Raw genomic sequence first — 21,634 nt, 5'->3', positions numbered from 1 at the left:
TGGCTGGCCGATAAAAACGCTGGCCACCGCAAGGGCAACGTGTCCAGTAAGTTGGGGCCAGTTGCTGCCGCGAGTAGGTGCCGCCAATCGGGCTGCGTCAGCCACGCGGCACTAAATACTAATTCGTTGCGCAGCGGCGGCAACTTGCTTAGAGCGCTAGCCAGTGCTTGGCCGACAGGCGTGCTATTTTCCCCGTTGCTGGTATGCAATACGCGGTTTATGGCGCTCGAACCGATATAGGTTTAATACTAAATCACTGCCTTCTCAGCGGCAGATAGTTCGGGGCAAGCGGCCGCGTAGCCACCGGTTTGCATTAAGCTCAGTTCGGCAGGCAGATATTGTTGCGCATAGGCCGGGAGTATTGGTTGATTCATTAAAGTGCGTTTACTCGTATCAATACGTCGGCTTATGTAGCGTTACGGAATTAGCTGGACTGAAAAATATTTTCAAGCTACCCCTACTCGCCCGGCCGGTACTGCCGCTCCACGTGCTTGGCTACATCTTCGGGGTAAAACCACACGTCCTTGAACTGGCCGGCGCAGTACAGCGGGGCCTGGTCGGTGAAGTGGGGCGAGTCGGGGCGGCTGGCCTGGCCGCCGGTCACCACGGAGCGGGCCACCACGCGGGGCCCAAACTCAACCACCGCCACGAAGCTGTTGCCCACGTAGCCGTAGCGCTTTTTGGTGCCCGGCCAGGTGTGCGCGCCAAACGCGGCCAGCGAGCCCCAGGCCGACGACGTGAACGCCACCGGCCGGCTGGGCTGCTGGTCGTCAAACGTTTCGTCAATCTTACCGGTCAGGCGCTGGTAGCGGTTCACCTCGCCCCACGGCACCTGCCACTTCCCAAAGTCGCGCTTCAGCTCGGCAATGGTTTCGCTCAGGGCGGTGGCCTTTTCGTCGGGCGTGGTGTGCTCGATAACGAAGGTGGTAAAGCTGATGTAATCCATGGGCTGGCCGGCCGGCACGCGGGGCCGCGCCAGGCGCTGGATGCGCTCGGCCCAGTAGATGGCCAGCGTTTGGGCCACCGAGGCTTGGCTGTAGTTCAGGTTCCAGGCGCGCAGGATGGGCAGGGCGGCCTCCACGCCGGGGGGTAGGGAGCCGCCGGGCTCGTCGAGCAGCAGCTGGCAGTCGCGCAGCAGCGAGGGCAGCAGCTGTTCGAAGCCCGCCAGGTGCGGGTCGTCGGCCGCTGCGATGAGCGTATCGAGGGTAAAGGCTTTTTTCCGGCTCAGCACCCGCACCGCGTTGATGCCCCGGTAGTTCTCGGCATCGGGCGCCATGTAAGCGGGGTATTGCTTTTTATCGGGGCTGCTACCCCCCCCCGACACGGTGAAGGGCGTCGAGTTGCAGTTCTGGATAAAGCCACTGGCGGGGTTTTTCACCTGCACCAATTCTTCCACTTTGTGCAGGCCCTGCCACTCGGTGGCCTCGGTGCTGCCATCCACGGGCTGCGCGTAGTCGTAGCCGGCGGGGCGGCGGGGCATAAAATTGCCGTGCCAGTAGGCAATGGTGCCACTGGCATCGGCAAAAACGGTGTTGTTGGAGGCGTTGCCATTTAGGCGCATCACCTGCTGGAAGCTGGCGTAGTCGTGGGCCTTGGTGCGCAGATAGCTCTGCTCCAGGGCTTCGAGGGGCATGTCCATCATCTTCACCGTCAGCCACTTTTCCCCCACCTTGCCCACCACCGGGCCGTGCGGCGTGCGGTAAGTGGTGAAGCGCCGCCGCTGCCGCTGCCCGTCTTTAAGGTACACCAAGGACAGCGTATCGGTGGGTAGGGGCACTTGTTGGCCCTCGTATTGGTAAAAAAACTTGCCGTCCTGCTGGCTCACCGTTTCGAGGTATTCGTCCATCGAGTCGGCCTGGCTGGAGGTGTGCATCCAGCCGCAGGTTGCGTTAAAGCCCTGGTAAATGAAGAACTGCCCCCACGTCACGGCCCCGTAGGCGTTGAGGCCGGCGGCGCTGGTCAGCTGCACCTCCGAGCGAAAGTAGAACGAGGTGTGCGGGTTAATCAGCAGCAGCGGGTGGCCGCTGGCACTCTTGCTGGGCCCAATGGCGAAGCCGTTGGAGCCGGTCGGCTCGTCTTCACCCTTTTCGAAAGCCAACCGGAGTTCGGCTGGCCGGGGCGGCTGGTACGAAGTACCTTTTTGCTGACTATAAAACGCCTTGAGCCGCTCCACCGGCACCACGCTCACGTTGCCCCCAATGCTGCCCTCGCTGAAGAGCAGCGGCATCCAGGGCTGGAAGCGGTGCAGCAGCCGGGGCCGCACCGCGGGGTGGGTAGCGAGGTAGTAGTTGGTGCCGTCGGCGAAGGCGTGCAGCAAGTCCTTCATCCAGCGCGGACTACGGGCATAAATCTGCACGGCGCGCGTCGAATCCAGAAACAGGCGCTGGCGCAGGTCTTCGTAGAGCGCGGCCTCGCCCCGCACCTCGGCCTGCCGGCCCAGCGCGGTGAGGTAGTTGTCCTCGACCCGCGCAAAGTCGTCCTCGCACTGCGCGTAGAGCAGCCCAAACACCGCGTCGGCATCGGTTTTACCCGTGATGTGGGGCACGCCCCAGGTGTCGCGCACAATGGTCACGCGCTGGGCCTGGTGCCGCCAGCGGGCTATTTCAGCGGGGGTGAATGCTTGGGCGTGAGCCGCAACGGCGGCAGCCAGCAGCAAAAGCAACGTACAGAGTTTTCGCATCAGGTAGCGGGCCGGTATGCTCTGTTTTTAGCTTAGCGATAGCCCTTGGTGCAAGTTATAGCAAGTTTTGAGTCTGCGCGTAGCCCCATAGAGACGCGACCCTTCGCATCTCTTCCCCGTTGAACAATCGTTCGTGTGGGAAGAGACGCGAAGGGTCGCGTCTCTACGGTGTAAAATGTCCCTACCCCCGCTTCAGCGCCGGCAGCAGCGTATTTTTCATGTACGCGGCGCTCTGGGCGATACTCTGGTAGGCATCCATCCCAAAGTTTTCCTGCTCCATAAAAATGTGTTGGAGCCCGGCCGTACCCGCCTGGGCGAAGATTTTGCGGAAGTCAATCGAGCCGGCCCCAACCTCGGTATTTAACTCCGGCTTGGCCTTGTCCATATCCTTGACGTGCCACAGTGGAAAGCGCCGGGGGTGGGCCTGAATGAGTTTGATAGGGTCCTGGCCGGCACGCACCACCCAGTACATATCCATCTCAAAATCAACCAGCTTAGGGTCGGTTTCCTTTAGCAGTACGTCGTAGAGCATGGTGCCGCCGATGGGCTTGAACTCGAAGTCGTGGTTGTGGTAGCCTAGTTGTAGCCCCGCCGCTTTGCATTGCGTGCCGGCCTGGTTGAGCCGGGCGGCCACGGCCTTAAAATCGGCCACCGACGTGCGCAGCTTCTCATCGAGGTAGGGCACGATGACGTAGGTCTGGCCGCAGCCCTTGGCCGCCGCGATGGCCGCTTGCAACTGCTGCTCATTGCCCCCACTCATAAAGCCGCCCAGGTCGTAATGCCCGCTGGACGTGCTCAGACCCTGGGCCGCGAGCGCCGCCTTAAACTCGGGCGGCGTGAGACCCCAAAAGTGCTTCTCGGGGCTGTACCCGTAGGTTTCGACCTCCTGGTAGCCGGCCTGGGCCACCTTGGCCAGTGTTTTTTTCACATCCTGACCGATGGTTTCGCGCAGCGAATAGAGCTGCAAGCCAATTTTCAGTGGGGCCGGCGCGGCCAGCAGCAGCTCGGGACGGGCGCAGGCCACGGCCGCCGCCGCTACGCTCACTTGTTTGAGAAAATCTCGCCGTTGCGTCATGGATGGGGGGTAGGGCTAGGTGGTTTTCAGGTTTTGCTTTTTCAGTTCGCTCACAGCGTGGTCCACAGCGCGGGCCGTGAGGGCCATGTAGGTGAGCGAGGGGTTCTGGGTCGAAGTCGAGGTCATAGCCGCGCCGTCGGTCACGTACACGTTGGGGCAGGCGTGCAGCTGATTCCACTTATTCAGCATCGACGTTTTGGGGTCCTGGCCCATGCGCACGCCACCCATCTCGTGAATGTCGAGGCCGGGCGCCTGGTGCGAATCGTTGGTTTTGATATTAGTGAAGCCGGCCTGCGTGAACATCTCGCTGAACTGCGTGAAGAAGTCCTGCTTCATCTTCTCGTCGTTGTCGTCGTAGGCTACCGAAATCGAGAGCAGCGGCACGCCCCACTCGTCTTTGCGGGTAGGGTCGAGGCGCACGTAGTTGGTTTCCTTCGGGATGGTTTCGCCCATCATGCCCGCGTGCACGCCCCAAGGCGTGAGCGCAGGTTTCTCCAACTGCTGCTTTAGGTCGGGGCCGAAGCCGCTGTCGGGCTGCACCCGCCCGCGCGATGCGCCGAAGCTGGTGGCGTAGCCGCGCAGAAAGTCCATCTCCTGCTTGAACACGTTGCGGAAGCGGGGCACGTAGCCGCCGCCCGCCGGGTTGCGCCCGTCGGTGGTGAATTCCTTCAACCCTTCGTACTCCGCAGAAACCCGCGCGCTGTAATTGTGAAACGCCACGTATTTGCCCAGCACGCCGCTGTCGTTGCCTAGGCCCTTGGGGAAGCGGCTCGACGTCGAGTTCAGCAGTATCAGATTGGTGTTCAGCGCTCCGGCGTTCACGAATAGTATTGGGGCGTAGTATTCGGTAGTCGTTTTGGTGTGCGCATCCATCACCCGAATGCCCGTGGCGCGGCCCTTCTGCTCGTCGTAGAGAATGGCCTGCACTACCTGGTTGGGGGCCACCGTGAGGAGGCCCGTCTTCAGCGCCCACGGAATGGTCGATGAGTTGGCGCTAAAATACCCGCCAAACGGGCAGCCGCGCTGGCACAGCACGCGGTTCTGGCACTGCACCCTACCCTGCGCTATGTGCACGGGCTTCGGCTCGGACAAGTGCGCGCAGCGGGCGCTAATCACGTGGCGGTCGGGGTGGCTCTGCTTTAGGTGCTTCCGAAAGTGGTCCTCGACCGCGTTGAGGGGGTAGCCGGGCAAAAACTCGCCGTCGGGTAGGGCCGGCAGCCCGTCGTGGTTGCCGCTGATACCCGCAAATTTTTCCACGGTGCTGTACCAGGGCGCGAGGTCGTCGTAGCCAATGGGCCAGGGCACGGCAAAGCCATCACGGGCCGGCCCCTCAAAGTCGTACTTGCTCCAGCGCTGGGTCTGGCGCGCCCACAGCAGCGACTTGCCGCCCACCTGGTAGCCCCGAATCCAGTCAAACGGCTTTTCCTGCACGTAGGGGTGCTCGACATCCTTCACCACGAAGTGCATGGCGTCTTCCTTGAACACGTAGCAGCGGCTGGCGATGGGATTGGCCTGCTGCACGTCGTAGGGCACCTTGCCGCCGTGCGGAAATTCCCACGGCATCATGTTGGTGGTGGGGTAGTCTTTTATATGCTCCACGTTGCGGCCGCGCTCCACCATCAGGGTTTTCAAACCCTTCTCAGTCAGGTCTTTGGCCGCCCAGCCGCCGCTCATACCCGAGCCAATCACAATGGCATCGAAGGTGCGGGCTTTTACGCTGTCGATATTAAGATTGGCCATGACGGGGAACGGCTAAATTTAGCTGGCTCACGGGAAAATACCCGTTATAGCGGCTGGGTACCAGCTCGTACACTACTTCTTTAGTCATAAAAAACTGGCTGCCTTTGTAGCCGTCAATAGTCAGCTGCCGGGCGGCGCGGTAGAACGCCACCACTTCATCGGGAAAGCCTTTGGGCTGCTGGTCAAGGCGTTGCAAAAGCCCCGTCCGCTGCGCTGCGCTACTGGCCCCAAACGCCTGCCCCAACTGCTTGCGGGCCACGTCGTCAAATTGCTTTAGCCCGCCCACAAACGTCTGCTGGTCCTTAGGCGGCGTGCAGTCGTCGAGCATCTTGAGCACGTAGCGGGGTATATGCAGGTCCTTGGCCCCCGGCGTGTTGGTGCGGGGTAGCAGGGTTTCGCACACCTCCGTGAGCAGGTTTTCGTCGCGGGCGTTCAAGGCCACGTGCTTGAGCGGCATGGAGGCAGGCTGCTCGCGCTCGGTTTGCGAGAGGCAGCCAGGCAGCAGCGCGGCCGTGCCGGCCAGCCAAGTCAGGTTCTTAATAACTAATCGCCGATTCATACAACAAGAATGGAAAAGGACAGGATAGTGCAAATTACAGCTTTTTTAGCGCGGGCGAGCCCGGCCGCGCTGCGGTAGCCGGCCCGCGCCCCGGCGGCCTAGTAGGTAAGCTGGCGCAGGTACTCGATGTCGCGCCGGGCACTATCCAGGGCCGAGGTTTGGTAGTCTTCCTGCTCTACAAAAAAGTACTTTAGGCCCGCCTGCTGAGCGTGTTGCAGCAGCGGCACCACCGGCACGCGGCCGGTGCCCAGCTCGGTGCTCACGGCTTTATCAGGCTTCACGTCCTTGAGGTGCCAGAGCGGAAACCGACCGGGGTAGCGCTCGAAATAGCGCAAAGGGTCTTGACCGGCCGCTACCACCCAGCCCAAATCCAGCTCCATATGCACGAGCGTAGGGTCAGTTTTTGCTAATAAAATATCATAAAAAATCTGTCCATTCTCCTGCTCGAACTCATACTCGTGGTTGTGATAGCCGAAAAGCAGGCCCGCTTTGCGGCAGGCTTCAGCCGACTTATTGAACACGTCGGCGACCCGCTCGTAGTTGCTGGCCGTTTGGCCGGTGCTGGGCATGGTTGAGCAGATGAGGTACTGCTGCCCAGCTTCGGCGGCCTCGTCTATGGTGCGCGCCCAGTGCTCGTCTATCTGCACGTGGCCGCTGCGTAGCGTCAGGCCCAAGTCGCGGGTCACCTGCTTTATCTCTTTGGCGCTCAGACCGTAGTAGTGGCCCTTGGCGCTGCTGGCCGACTCTATCTCCTTATAGCCCAACTGGGCCACGCGGGCCAGCGTGCCTTTAGCATCTTGCAGCATCTCGGTCCGCACCGTGTAGAGCTGCAGGCCAATGTCGCGCACGCGGGCGGCCTGCGCTACTCGTTGCCCGGCCGCCCAGCCCGCGGCGAGCAGGCCAGTAGCAGCCAAAAATTTTCTGCGAGTCAGCATTTATCTAAGCTGGATTGGGTGGGAAAGAAACGCGTAGCGCTAGCGGCGCGGGGCAAGATAAGTGGGAGCCGCCACCCGTTTTTTAAGCCAGCCCTACCCCCCTCCGCCAGGCCAACGTGCTCGGCTGCTAATCCGCAGCGCGCAAACTACTACTTTTGCTGCTCGGCCCCTCCAGGGTACTTCCCTACTTCCATCAGCGGCGTAGGGTCAGAAAAAAAGCCCTACGCCATGAGCGAAGGGCTTTCCAACCAAAACACCTTAAAAAACTATTCTTTCACGCAGGTAGAACAAACAACTGGGTAAAAGATTCCGGCAAATCCAAAATAATTCCGCGTGTTTTACTTAAAAAACTGATTCTCAATTCGTGGAAAATTATAACAGCGCACCTGCCTCACCCGACCCTAACTTTATGCGCGAGGCTATCCGGCTATCATTAGAAAAAATGCAGGCTGGCGGCGGCGGCCCGTTCGGGGCCGTTGTGGCGAAGGACGGGCAGATTATCGCCCGCGGCTTCAACCAGGTTACCAGCACCAACGACCCTACCTGCCACGCCGAGGTAGACGCCATTCGCAAGGCGTGCCAGGCGCTGGGCACCCACCAGCTCGACGGCTGCGACCTCTACACCAGCTGCGAACCTTGCCCGATGTGCCTCGGGGCCATCTACTGGGCCAGGCCGGCGCGCGTCTTCTACGCCAATACTAAGGCCGACGCGGCCGCCGTAGGCTTCGACGACCAGTTTATTTACGACGAAATAGAGAAGCCCCTACCCCAGCGCCGCATCCCGATGCAGCAGCTATTGCGCGACGAGGCGCTAGTGGCTTTTAGGGCATGGCAAACGCACGAGAGCAAAACAGCCTATTGACCGCAGATTCAAACGGATTTAACTGATTTCGCGGATGCGCCGCTAACGCGGCTGACTACGCTAAGGCTTGGCTTTAATATTTTTCTTAGTTGCTGACAATAAAAAAGGCTGCCTGCTAGCAGCCTTTTTTATTGTCAGCAACAGTCAGCCGCGTAGCGGCGAAATCCGTTTGAATCTGCGGTCTAGACGTCCAGCTTGGCGTACTTCGCGTTCTGCTCGATAAAATCCCGGCGCGGGGCCACCTCGTCGCCCATCAGCATCGAGAACAAGTGGTCGGCCTCGGCGGCCGAGTCCACGGTGACTCGCTTCAGCGAGCGGGTAGCGGGCTGCATAGTGGTGGTCCAGAGCTGCTCGGCGTTCATTTCGCCGAGACCCTTGTAGCGCTGCACATGCACGGTATCGGGCTTGCCGCGACCGATTTCCTCCTGGGCCGCCATGCGCTCCTCCTCGCTCCAGCAGTAGCGCTCCTCCTTGCCGCGCTTCACCAGGTAAAGGGGGGGTAGGGCAATGTAGATGTAGCCTTGGTCCACGAGCTGCCGCATGTAGCGGAAGAAGAAAGTGAGAATCAGCGTCCGAATGTGCGAGCCGTCGATATCCGCATCAGTCATAATAATGACCTTGTGATAGCGCAGCTTGTCGAAGTTCAGTGGGCCGGTTTCGTTGCCCTCATCATCAGTGCCGAACGCCAGCGACTTACGCTCGTTGAACGTCACGCCGAGTGCGGTAATCATGTTCTTGATTTCCTCGTTTTCCAGGATTTTGTGCTCCTGCGCCTTCTCCACGTTCAGGATTTTGCCACGCAACGGCAGAATGGCCTGGAACGCCCGATTGCGGCCCGCTTTGGCGGTGCCGCCGGCCGAGTCGCCTTCGACCAAGTACAGCTCGCACACTTTCGGGTCCGAGTCGGAGCAGTCGGCCAGCTTACCGGGCAAGGAGTTGGAGCCCAGCACATTCTTGCGCTGCACCATATCCTTAGCCTTGCGGGCGGCGATGCGGGCCTTGGCGGCCAGTATCACCTTGTCCATAATTCTGTTGGCCTGGCCGGGGTTTTCTTCCAGGTATTGGCCCAGAATTTCGCCCACCGCGGCATTCACCGCGCCGCTTACCTCCGAGTTACCGAGCTTGGTCTTGGTCTGGCCCTCAAACTGCGGCTCCATCACCTTCACCGAGATAACGGCCGTGAGGCCTTCGCGAAAGTCGTCGCCGGTAATATCCACCTTGGCCTTATCAAAGAGCTGCCGCTTGTCGCCGTAGTTCTTCAGCACCCGCGTCACCGCCGAGCGGAAGCCCGCCACGTGCGTGCCGCCCTCAATAGTATTAATATTATTAACGTAAGAATAGACGTTCTCCTGGTAAGAGGTGTTATACTGCAACGCCACTTCCACGGGCACGCCGCCCTTCTCACTCTCCACATAAATGGGCTCGGCGAGCAGCGAGGGTCGCTCAGTGCCATCGAGGTACTGCACGAAGTCGCGCAGGCCGCCGGTCGAGTAAAATTCCTCGTAGCGGAAGCCCTCGGCGTTGGCGTGGCCCACGGCCGCGTCGCCGGTCAGCACGTCGCGCCGGTCGGTAAGGGTAATGCGGATGCCTTTGTTGAGGAACGACAAGTCGCGCAAACGCCCCGCGATAGTAGCGTAGCGGTACACCGTCTCCGTGAAAATGGTGGGGTCGGGCAAGAACTGCACCTGCGTACCGTGCTCGTCGGTATCGCCGATTTCCTTCACCGGGTAGAGCGGCGCGCCGATGCTGTATTCCTGCTCGTAGAGGTGGCCTTTGCGGCGCACATTCACCTTAAGGTCGATGCTGAGCGCATTCACGCAGCTCACCCCTACCCCGTGCAGGCCGCCCGATACCTTGTAGCTGTCTTTGTCGAATTTGCCGCCGGCGTGCAGCACGGTCATCACCACTTCCAGGGCCGAGCGGCCCTCCTTGGCGTGCCAGTCCACGGGAATGCCGCGGCCGTTGTCGCGGACGGTAACCGAGTTATTTTCGTTAATCGTGACCTGAATCAGGTCGCAGTGCCCGGCCAGGGCTTCGTCAATGGAATTGTCCACGACCTCCCACACCAAATGGTGCAGGCCCTTGACACCCGTGTCGCCGATGTACATGCTGGGGCGCTTGCGCACCGCTTCCAGCCCTTCCAGTACCTGAATGCTATCGGCCGAATACTCGGTGGCGGGGGCTTTCTTTTCTACTACTTCACTCATGCGAGAGAGGGGGTTAAACCGACCGGAAATACGGCCAGGAAGAGAACACTCAAAAGTACTCTTTTTATTCCATTTAGCCTAGCTTTTGTGCAGCTTTTGCTGGGTATTTGGCAGGTATTTTCAGGACCAAAAAAAGCCTCTGCCGGGGCCGGCAGAGGCTTTTTTTAAGTTCTCGACATCCTAGTTGGGACAGCTTGAAAAGCGTGGCCCCAATTGGATTCGAACCAATGACCGGCTACTTAGAAGGTAGCTGCTCTATCCAGCTGAGCTATGGGGTCAAATTTGGTAAAAAAATAATGTCGGGGTGGCAGGATTCGAACCTACGACCTTCTGCTCCCAAAGCAGACGCGATACCGGGCTACGCTACACCCCGAAAAAAATAGTTAAGAGTTAAAAGTGATGAGTTGCTGTTGCTAAAAAACTCTTAGCTCATCACTTTTAACTCTCAACTCAACCATGCGGAGAAGGGGGGATTCGAACCCCCGGTAACCTTTAGAGCTACGGCAGTTTAGCAAACTACTGGTTTCAGCCACTCACCCACTTCTCCGTACAAGTGGCTTGCCAAGGCCCGGTTAGCCTTAGCGGGGGCAAATATACGCCAAGCTGGCCGATTAGCGGGCATTTTTTCAGAAACATTTTGCGCGGGCCCGGCGCACGGGCCCGGCGCGGGCAGTGGCGGCGGGGGCCACAACGGAGCCGCCGGGCTAGTTTTGCGGGAGCCTACCCTCCTTATTGGCGGCGGCTAGCGGCTGACTGTTTACTACTTGCTTCATGCTCACCTGGGCGTATCCTGATTTTTGGCCGGCGGCCCTGGGGCTGGCGATGCTGGGGCTACTGCTGACCCTCTACACGCAGCGCACGGCGCGGCTGGGGCGGCGGCTGGGCGTAGGGGCGCGCCGCCTGGCCTGGAAGCTGCCCGTGCGGCTGGCGGCGGGCCTGCTGCTGGTGCTGGCTTGGCTGGGGCCAGCGCTGGGCGTGCGGCAGCAGGCCGTGCGCACCGCCGGGCAAGACGTGTGGCTGCTGGTAGACGTATCGCGCTCGATGGACGCGGCCGACGTGGCCCCTACCCGCCTGCTGCGCGCCCAGGCCGCCCTGCGCGAGCTGGCTGCCGCTTTCCCGGCTGACCGCCTGGGCCTCCTCGTGTTCGGGGCCGAAGCTTACGTGCAGTGCCCGCTTACTTACGACCAGTCGGCCCTGGATTTGTTCCTGCATACGCTGAGTACCAAGCTTACTCCCCCCGGCCCCACCACCCTGCGCGCCCCGCTGGAACTGCTGCTGAGCCAGCTCGAAACCAGCACTCCCGCGCCCGGCGCGCCGGCTCGCGCCACGGCCGCTGTAGTGGTGAGCGACGGCGAGGACTTCGGCGAAAACCTAGAGCCGGTGTTGCAGGCGCTGGCCCGCACTGGGGCGCGGGTGTTTACGGTGGGGGTAGGCACGGCCACGGGCGGACCGGTGCCCGCGCCGGGCGGCAAAAAGCCCCTGCTCGATGCCCGCGGCAACCCCGTAGTGAGCCGCCTGCGCGAAGCCCCACTGCTGCAAGTAGCCGCCCAAACCAACGGCCAATACGTAGCCCTCAACAACCAGGAAAACGGCCTGCCCGCCCTCGTGGCCCGCCTGCGTACCCTCCCCCCGCCCGATGCCAGCCAGCTGGCGAATCGCACCGTGGCCGTGGCCGATAACCGCTACCGCTACCCCCTGGGCGCGGCCCTAGTGCTGCTACTTCTTGATAGCCTGATAACCGTACGCGTACTGCGCCCCGAGCAATGAAAGTGAGCTTAGTAGCTGCGTTGCTGATACTGCTCGGGGCCAGCCTGCCGGGCTGGGACTGGCTCGTGCGGGTGCGCGAGCACAACGCGGCGCAGGTGCAAGCCGCCGCCGCCGCCCGGCACGGCCAAGCTACCGAGGCGGCGCTGCTGTTTGGCCGAGCCGGGCGGCTGGCGGGGCGGGGCGGCCCTACCCCCGCCCTACTGCTCAACCTAGCGCAGGCGCAGGCGCAGGCCGGACAGCTGGCCGCCGCCCGCGTTACGTACGGCCGCTTGCTCGCCCCGTCCATGCCGGCCACCGTGGGGACAGCGGCGCGGCAGCAGTTGGCTGGCTTGCTGGCGGCGCAGCGGCAGTATTCGCAGGCAATCAGCTTATTGCGCCAGGCCCTGCGGCTGGACCCTGCCAACGCAGCGGCCCGCTATAACTACGAGTTGCTGAGCCAGTATCTGGCGGGCCAGCGGCCCCCCGCTCTACCCCCTCCTAGCAACTCGGACCCTAAATCAAAGCCCAAAGATTCATCGGCGAAGCGTGACTCGACGGCTAAGGCCAGCGGCGGGGAGCGCAGCCCTAGCGCGTCGCCCACCACGGGGGCCGGCCGGCCGGGCGAGATAGCTGACCCTGCCCCCCCGCCGCCCGGCGGTCGGGCTGGCGCGCCGCAGCCCGGCCGCGCCGGCCAGCCCGACCGCCAGCGCCCTACCCCCGCGCCCGGCACCAACGCGCCCGGCAGTGGCCCCGGTGGGTCAGGACCGACCCGGCCCGTGCCCACCGGCGTGGCGGGCGGCTCGCAGCGCGGGCTCGACGTAACCGGCGCGGGTAATGCGCCCGGCCGCAGCCACCGCCCCGGTACCGATGCGGCCACCGATACCGACCTGCAGCTGCAAACCCAGCGCGAGCGCCTGAAGGCGATGGACCTCACGCCAGCCCAGGCCCAACAACTCCTCAATACCCTGCGCGAGAGCGAACAGCAGTACTTACAGCAGCGGCCGCGCCCCCGGCAAGGCAACGCCCCGGCCCCCGGTCAGCCTACTTGGTAGGCAACCGGAGTTACCATCCGATGGGCAAGGCAGGTTGTACTTTTGGGGTGGCGGCCAGCGATTGCTACCGCCTCAATTTTAATTAACCCCACAGCCGGCCTATTCGAGCTGGCTCTACTCTTCCCACCCATCATGCAAGTAAAAGAAGTAGTTATCGTAGCCGCCGTGCGCACGCCGATTGGCTCATTTGGCGGGGCACTGGCCTCCGTATCAGCCACGGAGTTGGGCGCAGTGGCCTTGAAAGGCGCGCTGGATAAGGCCGGCGTTGCGCCCGAGCTGGTGGAGCAGGTTATCATGGGCAACGTAATTTCGGCTAACCTGGGGCAGGCCCCAGCGCGGCAGGCGGCCAAGAAAGCCGGCCTGCCCAATACCGTAGAATGCACGACCGTGAATAAGGTCTGCGCCTCCGGCTCGAAGGCTATTATGTATGCTGCTCAGGCGATTATGCTAGGACAGGCCGAGATTATCCTGGCCGGTGGCATGGAAAGCATGAGCAACGTGCCCTACTATCTGGACAAAGCCCGCTTCGGAGCTAAGTATGGTAATGGCCAGATGATTGACGGCTTAGTGCGCGACGGCCTCTGGGACCCGTACCATGACTACGCGATGGGAAATGCGGCCGACGCTACGGCCGCGCACTACGGCATTACCCGCGAGGAGCAGGACGCTTTTGCCCGCCAGAGCTACGAGCGTAGCGCCGCCGCCGCGCAGGCCGGCAAAAAGAAGGAGGAAATTGTGCCTGTGACCGTGACGGTACGCGGCAAGGACACCGTGGTGAGCGACGATGAGGAATACACTAAAGTGCAGTTCGATAAGATGGCGGGCCTCAAGCCGGCTTTCACCAAAACGGGCACCGTGACGGCCGCCAACGCTTCCACCCTCAACGACGGGGCCGCCGCCGTGCTGCTGATGAGCCGCGAAAAAGCCGACGAGCTGGGCCTCAAGCCGATGGCCCGCATCCTGGGCTTCGCTGATGCCGAGCAAGCCCCGGAGTGGTTCACGACCACGCCTGCACTGGCCATCCCGAAGGCGCTTAAAAACGCGGGCATTGACGCGAAAGACGTTGATTTCTACGAGATTAACGAAGCTTTTTCGGTGGTTTCGCTGGTTAATAACAAGCTCCTGAACCTGGAAGGCAGCAAGGTGAACGTGTACGGCGGGGCCGTGAGCCTGGGCCACCCACTGGGCGCATCGGGCGCGCGCATCGTAACCACGCTGCTGAGCGTACTGGCGCAGGAAGGTGGAAAAATCGGCGTCACGGGCATCTGCAACGGCGGCGGCGGGGCTAGCTCCATTGTGCTGGAGAAATTGTAGGGTGCGGGGCTTTTCCCCGCCCGGCGCTGAACAATGCGCTTAGAACGAGGGTGCGAGGCTTGCCTGCGTCCGGCGTTGAACAATCCATGTCGGATTCGTTCAACGCCGGACGCAGGCAAGCCTCGCACCCTCGTTCATTATTCCCCGAAAAAGTAGTAAGTTGGCGGCCTCATCAACCTTTCACGCCTGCTTATGAAACACGCTGCTTCTCACTTGCTTCCGTTGCTGGTGGCTGGGCTATTACTGGGTGGGTGCGGGCGGGGCACCACGGCTGCCACTACCACGGCCCCGCCGCCAGCTACCGCAACGGCCGCCCCTACCCCCGTGCCCCCCGCGCCGGGCTTCTCGATTCCGGTGGAGTATTACACCCTGCCCAACGGACTGCGGGTGGTGCTCTCACCCGACCACACCGCGCCTACGGCCACGGTGGCCGTGTACTACAACGTGGGTTTCCGCAACGAGCCGCGCGACCGCACGGGCTACGCGCATCTATTTGAGCACCTGATGTTTCAGGGCTCGCAAAATTTGGGGAAGCTGGAGTTTATCAACCTCGTGCAGAGCAATGGCGGGGTGCTGAACGGCTCGACGCGCTTTGATTTTACCAACTATTTTGAGACGGTGCCAGCCAACAAGCTCGAAACCATGCTCTGGGCTGAGGCCGACCGGATGCGCGGCACGGCCCTCACGCCCGCCAGCCTGGCCAACCAGCAGGGGGTAGTGAAAAGCGAGGTGCGCGTGAACGTGCTCAACCAGCCTTACGGTGGCTTTCCGTGGCTCGATATGCCGCAGAAAGCCAACAAGAACTGGAACAACGCGCACAATTTTTACGGCGATTTAAAAGACCTTGACGCGGCGACGTTGCCCGATGCGGAGAAGTTTTTCAAGACCTACTACACGCCTTCCAACGCGGCGCTGGCCGTGGTGGGCGACTTTGAGCCGGCCGACGCTAAGGCGATGGTAGAGAAGTACTTCGCCAACCTGCCGAGCGCGCCGCGCCCGGCCAAGCCCGACCTGACCGAGCCGCGCCAGACTGAGGAGATGCGCTTTACGAAGGACGACAAGCTGGCCAATAAGCCGGCGCTGGCCTTCGCCTACCACATGCCCGACCGCAACACGCCGGAATACTACGCCCTGATTTTGCTCGACCAGCTGCTGCTGCAAGGCAAGGACAGCCGCCTCTACCAGGCGCTGGTGCAGAAGCGCGGCTACACCGACGAGGTGAGCGGCGGCATCAATTACCTCGGTAACGCCTTCAATTACAGCGGTCCCATGCTGTGGATGGGCAACCTGACCTATGACAACTCGGTGAGCGCCGACTCGGTGCTGGGCGTGGTGGACCGGACCATCGGGCGGCTCGACCAGCAGGGCGTAAGTCAGAATGACCTCGACCTGGCGCTGGTAAAGCTGCGCAGCTCGCTCTACGATAACTTGAGCAGCGGCCAGGGCCGCGCCGATGTACTGGCCGCCTTCGCGCTATTTGATAACGACCCGGCGCGCATCAACACCCTGGAGGCGGAGTTTCGGAAGGTAACGCCGGCTATTATGCAGCAAACCATCCGGGACTATTTGCGCAAGACCAACCGCACCATTCTCATCATCAACCCATTAGCCAAAAGCTAAGCTGCTATGAAAGCGATTGTTTCTACCTTGTTCGGCGTGGCCGCGGCGGCGCTGCTGGCCCTACCCCCCGCCACGGCGCAGACGACCGTGCCAACGTCCGCCGCGCCTAAACAGACGCCGCCGGTTGGTGGCCCGGCCCGCGATTTTGCGCTGCCGCCGCGCACCGATTTTACCTTGCCTAATGGCCTGTTGGCCCGGCTGGTGCCGTTTGGCGATATTCCCAAGACGACGATTCTGGTATCCATTCAGGCGGGCGGCGTGCACGAGGCGGCCAGCCAGCAGGGCGTGGCCAGCCTGCTGAGCCGCCTGATGCAGGAGGGCACTACCAGCCGCCCGGCCGCCACCGTGGCCGAGCAGGTGGCGCGCATGGGCGGCTCGCTGAACATCTACGCTGGCGACGACCAGACGCAGGTGTACGCCGATTGCCTGAGTGAATTCGCGCCCGACCTGGTGGCGCTGCTTGCCGACATGGTGCAGCACCCCGCCCTCCCCGCTGCCGAGCTGCCGCGCCTCAAAACCGACTTCAAGCGCCAGCTGGCTTTGCGGCGCGCCCAGCCTGGCTCGCAGGCCCAGGAGAAGCTGTTGGGGGCCGTGTACGCGGGCCACCCCTACGGCCGGCCCCTACCCACTGATGCCCAGGTAGATGCCTTAACACTAGAACAAGTGCAGGCATTTTACCAAAGCCAGTTTGGGGCGCAGCGCACGGCGATTTTTGCGGCCGGCAAGTTTGATTTAGTAGGCGTGCGGCAGGCCATTGAAGCCAACTGGAATGCCTGGCCCGGCGGGCCGGCCCCGCGCATTGAGGTAGCCAAAGCGCTGAGCAAGCCCGAGGTGCTGACCCAGGACCGGCCCGGCGCACCGCAGTCCACGCTGCTGCTGGGCCTGCCGGTGGCCGACCCCACCAGCCCCGACTACACCCGGCTGCGGGTCACGAACTCGCTGCTCGGCGGCTCGTTTGGCTCGCGCATTACGCGCAATATTCGGGAGGACAAGGGCTACACGTACTCGCCGTACAGCTATATTGATACCAATTACCATTCCGGGGTGTGGATTGACGCGGCTGACGTGACGACCAAGGACACCTACAACTCCTTGAAGGAGATTATGAAGGAGATTGAGCGGCTGCAAAAAACGCCGCCTTCGGCCGAGGAGCTGCGCGGCATTCAGAACTACGAGGTGGGGCTGTTCGTGCTGCGCAACGCCTCGCCCAACGGCATTGTGGGGCAGTTGAGTACCATGCACTTGCAGGGCCTACCCGATACTTACCTCACCGAGCAGGTGCAGCGCCTCAACGCCGTGACGCCCGCGCAGGTGAGTGCTACCACCCGCCAGTACCTCCGCCCCGAGGCTATGACGACGGTCGTGGTGGGCGACCAGAAGGTTATCGCCCCGCAGCTCAAGCAGTACAAAGCCTTGCAGAAGAAAGCGTTGTAGCGCTTCGTCATATTAAGTAGTATAGTAATCATTCTGAGATTTGACTCACGGAACCCCTGTGGTATCGGGCTGCATCTACCTTTGCACGCAACAGGTAAGGCGAAGCCCGCCAATTTTTTGAGTAGGAAATTCTTTTGACTAAGCAACTGGCGGTTTTTACGAGTTACCAGCTGCTTATTTTCTTTGCATTTTTTGACTGCTTTCGCCACTAAGCTTACTCAAACTACTCGTGCGCTGGTCCAACGCATTTTTTATAAGCAGTTGTACCAAAGCGCGCGGTCACGGGCCCTGTTTACGCTGCTGGGGCAGGTGCTAAAGGAGTTTCGGGTGAGCGGCCGACAATTCTTTTCGTGGGCGGCTCCCGTAGACTCGGCGCTGCGCGTGCTCAAATACGGGCTGGTGGCCCTGGTGCGGCTGCCACTGGGGCGTAGCGTGCGGCTCAGCTACGGCTACACCGGCGAAGACCGCCTACTCGAATCGCTGCTCAAATCGCTCATCACTTACAATGGGTTTTACGTGGAAGTAGGCAGTAATGAGCCGCGCTTCATCTCCAATACCTTCCTGCTTTACCGGCGCGGGTGGCGCGGCATCTGCATTGACCCGAACGAGGAGCTGATTGGCAAGCATCGTCGCATCCGGCCGCGCGACCGGGCGGTGTGCGCCTTCGTGGCCCACGAAACCCAGCCGCTTAATTTTATTCAGCTCAGCAACAATGTATTATCAACGGCCGACCCGCAGTACGTGCCCCAGTTCCTGGCCGCTGGCCAGCAGATTGTGGGTACGCGCCAGGTGCAGCCGCGCTCACTCACCAGCATCTTGGTGGCCGAACAGGCTCCGGCTCAGTTCGACCTGCTGGCAGTTGATGCCGAAGAATTTGACTTATCGGTGCTGCAATCACTGGACTTTCAGCGTTTCCGCCCGCGCCTGGTCATGGTGGAGGCCGATGACTTTGACCCGGCTCAGCCGCAACAGCATCCCATTTTTCAGTTGCTAGTAGCTCAGAACTACGTATTTAAGGGCAGTATTCTTACCAACCTCTATTTTATGAGCCAGCCAGCAGCGGGCCAATAGAAAGTAAGCTGGTTTACTTACTGCTGTTACGCAATTGCTTCGTTAAAGCGGCTTCAGAGGCGTAACGTCGGTTGCTTATATTGTTCGAAAAGTGGGCGCTTCCATCTCATTTTACTAGCGTAGCCCGTTTGCCTTTTATGACATACCGGTTAATTTTTGGCTTATTATTAAGCACCTTTGTCGCGCAAGCGCAACGCTCCCAGCGGATTACGGTTTATTTTGACTCGACCAAAATTCACCCGCATGAGATTTACCAGGCCCTCGTGAGCCAGGATACCGTGCTGAACGGCCCCTATAAGCGCTTCTACCCCAACGGCCGCCTGGAGGCCCAAACGCGCTACACCGATGGCAAGCGCGACTCGCTCTACGTGGAGTTTCACGCCAACCGGGCGCGGCGGCTGGAGGCCACCTACGTGGCCGGCACGCGCCAGGGCCCCTTCAAAACCTACTACCCCGACGGCAAGGTGGCCCAGGTCGGTACCTTCGTGGACGATGAGCCCGCCGGGCCGCTGACGACGTACTACCCCACCGGCGAAGTCAAGCTCCAAACTACCCTCACTAAGGGCCAGCCCAACGGCGCGGTGCGCGAGCTGTACGCCAGCGGCCGGCCCGCTGCCGAGGTCATGTACGCGAACGGCCAGCCCAACGGGGCGGTAAAATTTTACTACCCCAGCGGCCAGGTGCAGAGCGAAGGCACGCTTCGCAACGGCCTGCTGGCCAGCTCCTACAAGACGTATTACGAAACCGGCCAGCTCGAAAGCGAGACGGTGATGAACGAGCAGACCGGCAAGGGCAGCTACCGCTCGTACTACCCCGCCGGCCAGCTCCAAACCGAGGGTACCTACGCCCCGGCCGCCCTGCGCGAGCGGGCGGTGAAAAACCCGCTCGGCGACGACCTGACCAAGCGCGTGGCCCCGCGCACCGGCACCGCCGCCCTCGACGGGCCGGCCACCTCGTACTATGAAAGTGGCAAGGTGAAGGGCAAAACCACTTACCGCCTCGGTGTGCCCACCGGCCACGGCCTGAGTTACTATGAAAGCGGCCTGCCCAAGGAGGATATCGACTACGCCAGCCAGGGCCGCGACCGCAAGGTGGTGCGCTACTACGACGCGCCCGGCCAGCCCCGCCAGGCCGAAGAGCAGTTCCGAAACAACCGCCCCGCCGGCTCTTGGCGCGAGTTTTATCCTGACGGCAAAACGCCCCGCCAGACTGAAACCTACGCCGCCAACGGCAAGCTCACCGGCGAGCGCCTCACTTACTTCGACTCGGGTAAGGTGCAGACCCGCCAGCAGTTTGACCTAAATGGCCTGCAAACCGGCGTGGGCCAGGAATATTTCGCCAACGGCCAGCCGTTTAAGGAAGCTAATTACCTGAAAGGGCTGCTAACTGGCTCCTTCCGAGAGTTTCACGAAAATGGCCGCCCCGCGGTGGCTGGCCAGTACAAAAACGGCAAGCAAAGCGGTGAGTGGACGTATTACAACGCCAGCGGCGGCACCGAGCGCCAGGTAACCTACCGCGACGGCAAGCCCGAGAACGCCGGCCCCCGCCTCAAGCTCAACGGCAAGCCTTTCGTACCCAAAGCCAGCCCTAAGCGCAAGTAGGGGGTAGGGAAACGGGAATCTCTAAAGTCGGATTATTAGTGGGTTATTCCGCTGATAATCCGACCTTTATTTTGGATAAGCGAGCAGGTTCCTTTCCTGCAAAGGGCCGCGCGCGAACGCCGGGCGCGCTATGGTCGGCATGACGTTCTCTTGTTTGCTGAATTTCTACTTCTTACGCCTTGAAAATCCGCCTACCCCTGCTGTTTGCCTTGGTTAAGCTCCTCTCCAGCCTGGCGCTGGTAGGCTATGGCACCTACGAGCTGCAACGTGACGAGTATTTATACCTCGACTATGGCCGCCACCTGGCCTGGGGCTACCTCGAAGTGCCGCCCCTCACGGCTCTGCAAAGCTGGCTGACGCTGGCGCTGGGCGGCGGGTTTTTCTGGGTGAAAATGTGGCCGCTGCTTTGGGGCAGCGGCACTATTTACGTGGTGGTGCGACTGGCCCAGCGGCTGGGCGGCGGACCCTGGGCGCAGGCGCTGGCCGGCGTGTGCTACCTCTGCACCGTCTACGGCCGGCTCAACCTGCTATTTCAACCCAACTCGTTCGAGGTATTTAGCTTTACATTAGGTACTTACCTACTAGTGCGCCATGCGCAGCCTGATGGCCAGCCGCGCCACCTCTACTGGCTGGGCTTGGTGCTGGGGCTGGGCGTGCTCAATAAATTCACGACCTTCTTCTTCATCGCCGCCGCGCTGGCGGCCCTGCTGCTGACGGCCCCGCGCACCCTGGCACGGCGGCCCTTCTGGCGGGCAGTGGGCATTGCCCTACTGGTGGCTGCGCCCACGCTGGCGTGGCAGCTGGCGCACGGGCTACCCTTTCGGCACCATATGGCGCTGCTGCACGCTACGCAGCTGGTGCACGTAACGGCCGCCGGCTTCTGGCAGCAGCAGCTACTGCTGTGCGTAGCGGCGCTGCTAGTGTGGGGGCCGGGGCTGGTGGCGGCTTTACGGGGTCAGCCCCGGCCGGCGGTGCGGGTTGTGGGCTGGGTGTATGTATTTGGGCTGTTGATTCTCAACTTATTACACGGCAAAAGCTATTACGCGCTGGGCTACTACCCGGCGCTGTTTGCGGTGGGCGCGGTGTGGTGGCAGGCCCGGCTGGCGCGGGCAGCCACCCCGCTACGGCTGGTGCGAGCGGCTTTTTTGGTGGGGCCACTGGTGGTGGTGCTGCCGCTAGGGCCGCTGCTGTTTCCGGTGCTGCCGCCGGCCATGATGCAACGCCTGGGGCAGCTGGCTTTTTACCAGCAAACCGGCTTCTACCGTTGGGAAGACGGCCAGGCGCACCCGCTACCCCAGGACTATGCCGATATGCTGGGCTGGCGCGAGCTGGCCGACAAAATCTGGCGGGCCTACCAGGCGCTGCCCGACTCCACGCGCGCCCGTACCCTTATCAAATGCGATAACTACGGCCAGGCCGGGGCCATCAACTACTATAATCGCGACCGGCCCCTACCCCCCGCCACGAGCTTCAACGGCAGCTACTTATTCTGGTTTCCGGCCCCGCCGGCCCGGCCCTATCGCCACGTGCTGCTCATTGGTGAAGGCCACCCCGATGAGTTAATACCTTATTTTCAAAGCTTTCAGAAAGTGGGCGAAATTACCAATGCCTACGCCCGCGAGCAGGGCACCACCATCTACCTGGGCACCGGCCCTACCCCCGCCCTGCTGGCCCGCGCCAACCGCGAGCGCCTGGCCGAGCTAGCAGCGTGGGAGGGAATGAGTAGGGAGCAATGACA

General features: G+C 61.7%; 15 protein-coding genes and 3 tRNA genes. 9 read left to right on the top strand and 9 right to left on the bottom strand.

All coding sequences use genetic code 11. The annotated features are described in order from the left end of the window. Nucleotides 1-457 precede the first annotated feature (457 nt). The 5 genes from LC531_RS04915 to LC531_RS04895 all read right to left on the bottom strand — a co-directional run bounded on the left by LC531_RS04915 (nt 458) and on the right by LC531_RS04895 (nt 6,989). Nucleotides 458-2,680: a penicillin acylase family protein gene (locus LC531_RS04915; RefSeq protein WP_223649200.1), complete on the bottom strand. Its 2,223-nt coding sequence runs from the start codon at nt 2,678-2,680 to the stop codon at nt 458-460. Nucleotides 2,681-2,861: 181 nt separating this feature from the next. Beyond that, a complete protein-coding gene (locus LC531_RS04910; RefSeq protein ID WP_223649199.1) occupies nt 2,862-3,755 on the bottom strand; it encodes a sugar phosphate isomerase/epimerase family protein in 894 nt (297 codons plus the stop codon). Between the two features lie 15 nt (nt 3,756-3,770). Further along, on the bottom strand, nt 3,771-5,495 hold the full coding sequence (locus tag LC531_RS04905) for a GMC oxidoreductase (RefSeq protein ID WP_223649198.1): 1,725 nt from the start codon (nt 5,493-5,495) through the stop codon (nt 3,771-3,773). Next, entirely contained in the window at nt 5,482-6,054 is a 573-nt protein-coding gene (locus LC531_RS04900; RefSeq protein ID WP_223649197.1) for a gluconate 2-dehydrogenase subunit 3 family protein, read from the bottom strand. Before LC531_RS04900 ends, LC531_RS04905 begins: the two co-directional genes overlap by 14 nt. Nucleotides 6,055-6,152: 98 nt before the next feature. Next, nucleotides 6,153-6,989: a sugar phosphate isomerase/epimerase family protein gene (locus LC531_RS04895; RefSeq protein WP_223649196.1), complete on the bottom strand. Its 837-nt coding sequence runs from the start codon at nt 6,987-6,989 to the stop codon at nt 6,153-6,155. Between the two features lie 409 nt (nt 6,990-7,398). Between LC531_RS04895 and LC531_RS04890 the strand changes: the two genes are divergently transcribed. Continuing rightward, entirely contained in the window at nt 7,399-7,851 is a 453-nt protein-coding gene (locus LC531_RS04890) for a nucleoside deaminase (RefSeq protein WP_223649195.1), read from the top strand. Nucleotides 7,852-8,033: 182 nt separating this feature from the next. Here the strand turns inward: LC531_RS04890 and gyrB are convergent, their stop codons facing one another. From gyrB to LC531_RS04870, 4 genes are all read right to left on the bottom strand, one after another. Beyond that, on the bottom strand, nt 8,034-10,058 hold the full coding sequence (gyrB, locus tag LC531_RS04885) for a DNA topoisomerase (ATP-hydrolyzing) subunit B (protein WP_223649194.1): 2,025 nt from the start codon (nt 10,056-10,058) through the stop codon (nt 8,034-8,036). A gap of 204 nt (nt 10,059-10,262) precedes the next feature. After that, nucleotides 10,263-10,336 (bottom strand) — tRNA-Arg (locus LC531_RS04880). Nucleotides 10,337-10,357: 21 nt separating this feature from the next. Next, nucleotides 10,358-10,431: transfer RNA gene (locus tag LC531_RS04875), tRNA-Pro, on the bottom strand. Between the two features lie 86 nt (nt 10,432-10,517). After that, nucleotides 10,518-10,605, bottom strand: a tRNA-Ser gene (locus tag LC531_RS04870). A gap of 224 nt (nt 10,606-10,829) precedes the next feature. Here LC531_RS04870 and LC531_RS04865 point away from each other — a divergent pair. The 8 genes from LC531_RS04865 (at nt 10,830) to LC531_RS04830 (ending at nt 21,632) form a co-directional block, all read left to right on the top strand. After that, nucleotides 10,830-11,825: a VWA domain-containing protein gene (locus LC531_RS04865; protein WP_223649193.1), complete on the top strand. Its 996-nt coding sequence runs from the start codon at nt 10,830-10,832 to the stop codon at nt 11,823-11,825. Next, nucleotides 11,822-12,856, top strand: a complete 1,035-nt coding sequence (locus LC531_RS04860; protein ID WP_223649192.1) for a tetratricopeptide repeat protein — start codon at nt 11,822-11,824, stop codon at nt 12,854-12,856. Before LC531_RS04865 ends, LC531_RS04860 begins: the two co-directional genes overlap by 4 nt. Before the next feature lie 132 nt (nt 12,857-12,988). Beyond that, the gene (locus LC531_RS04855; RefSeq protein ID WP_223649191.1) at nt 12,989-14,170 is read left to right on the top strand and encodes an acetyl-CoA C-acyltransferase; all 1,182 of its coding nucleotides are present in this window, start codon (nt 12,989-12,991) and stop codon (nt 14,168-14,170) included. Nucleotides 14,171-14,362: 192 nt separating this feature from the next. After that, nucleotides 14,363-15,790, top strand: a complete 1,428-nt coding sequence (locus tag LC531_RS04850; protein WP_223649190.1) for a M16 family metallopeptidase — start codon at nt 14,363-14,365, stop codon at nt 15,788-15,790. A 6-nt stretch (nt 15,791-15,796) separates the two neighbouring features. After that, complete coding sequence (locus LC531_RS04845) at nt 15,797-17,224, top strand: M16 family metallopeptidase (protein WP_223649189.1); 1,428 nt, start codon at nt 15,797-15,799, stop codon at nt 17,222-17,224. A 192-nt stretch (nt 17,225-17,416) separates the two neighbouring features. Further along, complete coding sequence (locus LC531_RS04840; RefSeq protein ID WP_223649188.1) at nt 17,417-18,295, top strand: FkbM family methyltransferase; 879 nt, start codon at nt 17,417-17,419, stop codon at nt 18,293-18,295. 137 nt (nt 18,296-18,432) lie between these two features. Next, nucleotides 18,433-19,896, top strand: coding sequence for a toxin-antitoxin system YwqK family antitoxin (locus LC531_RS04835; protein ID WP_223649187.1), 1,464 nt, complete (start codon nt 18,433-18,435; stop codon nt 19,894-19,896). A gap of 179 nt (nt 19,897-20,075) precedes the next feature. Next, complete coding sequence (locus tag LC531_RS04830) at nt 20,076-21,632, top strand: ArnT family glycosyltransferase (RefSeq protein ID WP_223649186.1); 1,557 nt, start codon at nt 20,076-20,078, stop codon at nt 21,630-21,632. Nucleotides 21,633-21,634 lie beyond the last annotated feature (2 nt).

The sequence above is a fragment of the Hymenobacter psoromatis genome, assembly GCF_020012125.1.
Classification (GTDB): domain Bacteria; phylum Bacteroidota; class Bacteroidia; order Cytophagales; family Hymenobacteraceae; genus Hymenobacter; species Hymenobacter psoromatis.
The sequence above is the reverse complement of the archived record's forward strand: the minus strand, read 5'-3'. Positions and strand labels throughout refer to the sequence as shown.

Bases quoted from the DNA above. Each gene is read 5' to 3' on its own strand.
- LC531_RS04915 (WP_223649200.1), bottom strand. From the start codon at position 2,680: ATGCGAAAACTCTGTACGTTGCTTTTGCTGCTGGCTGCCGCCGTTGCG.
- LC531_RS04910 (WP_223649199.1), bottom strand. From the start codon at position 3,755: ATGACGCAACGGCGAGATTTTCTCAAACAAGTGAGCGTAGCGGCGGCG.
- LC531_RS04905 (WP_223649198.1), bottom strand. From the start codon at position 5,495: ATGGCCAATCTTAATATCGACAGCGTAAAAGCCCGCACCTTCGATGCC.
- LC531_RS04900 (WP_223649197.1), bottom strand. From the start codon at position 6,054: ATGAATCGGCGATTAGTTATTAAGAACCTGACTTGGCTGGCCGGCACG.
- LC531_RS04895 (WP_223649196.1), bottom strand. From the start codon at position 6,989: ATGCTGACTCGCAGAAAATTTTTGGCTGCTACTGGCCTGCTCGCCGCG.
- LC531_RS04890 (WP_223649195.1), top strand. From the start codon at position 7,399: ATGCGCGAGGCTATCCGGCTATCATTAGAAAAAATGCAGGCTGGCGGC.
- gyrB (WP_223649194.1), bottom strand. From the start codon at position 10,058: ATGAGTGAAGTAGTAGAAAAGAAAGCCCCCGCCACCGAGTATTCGGCC.
- LC531_RS04865 (WP_223649193.1), top strand. From the start codon at position 10,830: ATGCTCACCTGGGCGTATCCTGATTTTTGGCCGGCGGCCCTGGGGCTG.
- LC531_RS04860 (WP_223649192.1), top strand. From the start codon at position 11,822: ATGAAAGTGAGCTTAGTAGCTGCGTTGCTGATACTGCTCGGGGCCAGC.
- LC531_RS04855 (WP_223649191.1), top strand. From the start codon at position 12,989: ATGCAAGTAAAAGAAGTAGTTATCGTAGCCGCCGTGCGCACGCCGATT.
- LC531_RS04850 (WP_223649190.1), top strand. From the start codon at position 14,363: ATGAAACACGCTGCTTCTCACTTGCTTCCGTTGCTGGTGGCTGGGCTA.
- LC531_RS04845 (WP_223649189.1), top strand. From the start codon at position 15,797: ATGAAAGCGATTGTTTCTACCTTGTTCGGCGTGGCCGCGGCGGCGCTG.
- LC531_RS04835 (WP_223649187.1), top strand. From the start codon at position 18,433: ATGACATACCGGTTAATTTTTGGCTTATTATTAAGCACCTTTGTCGCG.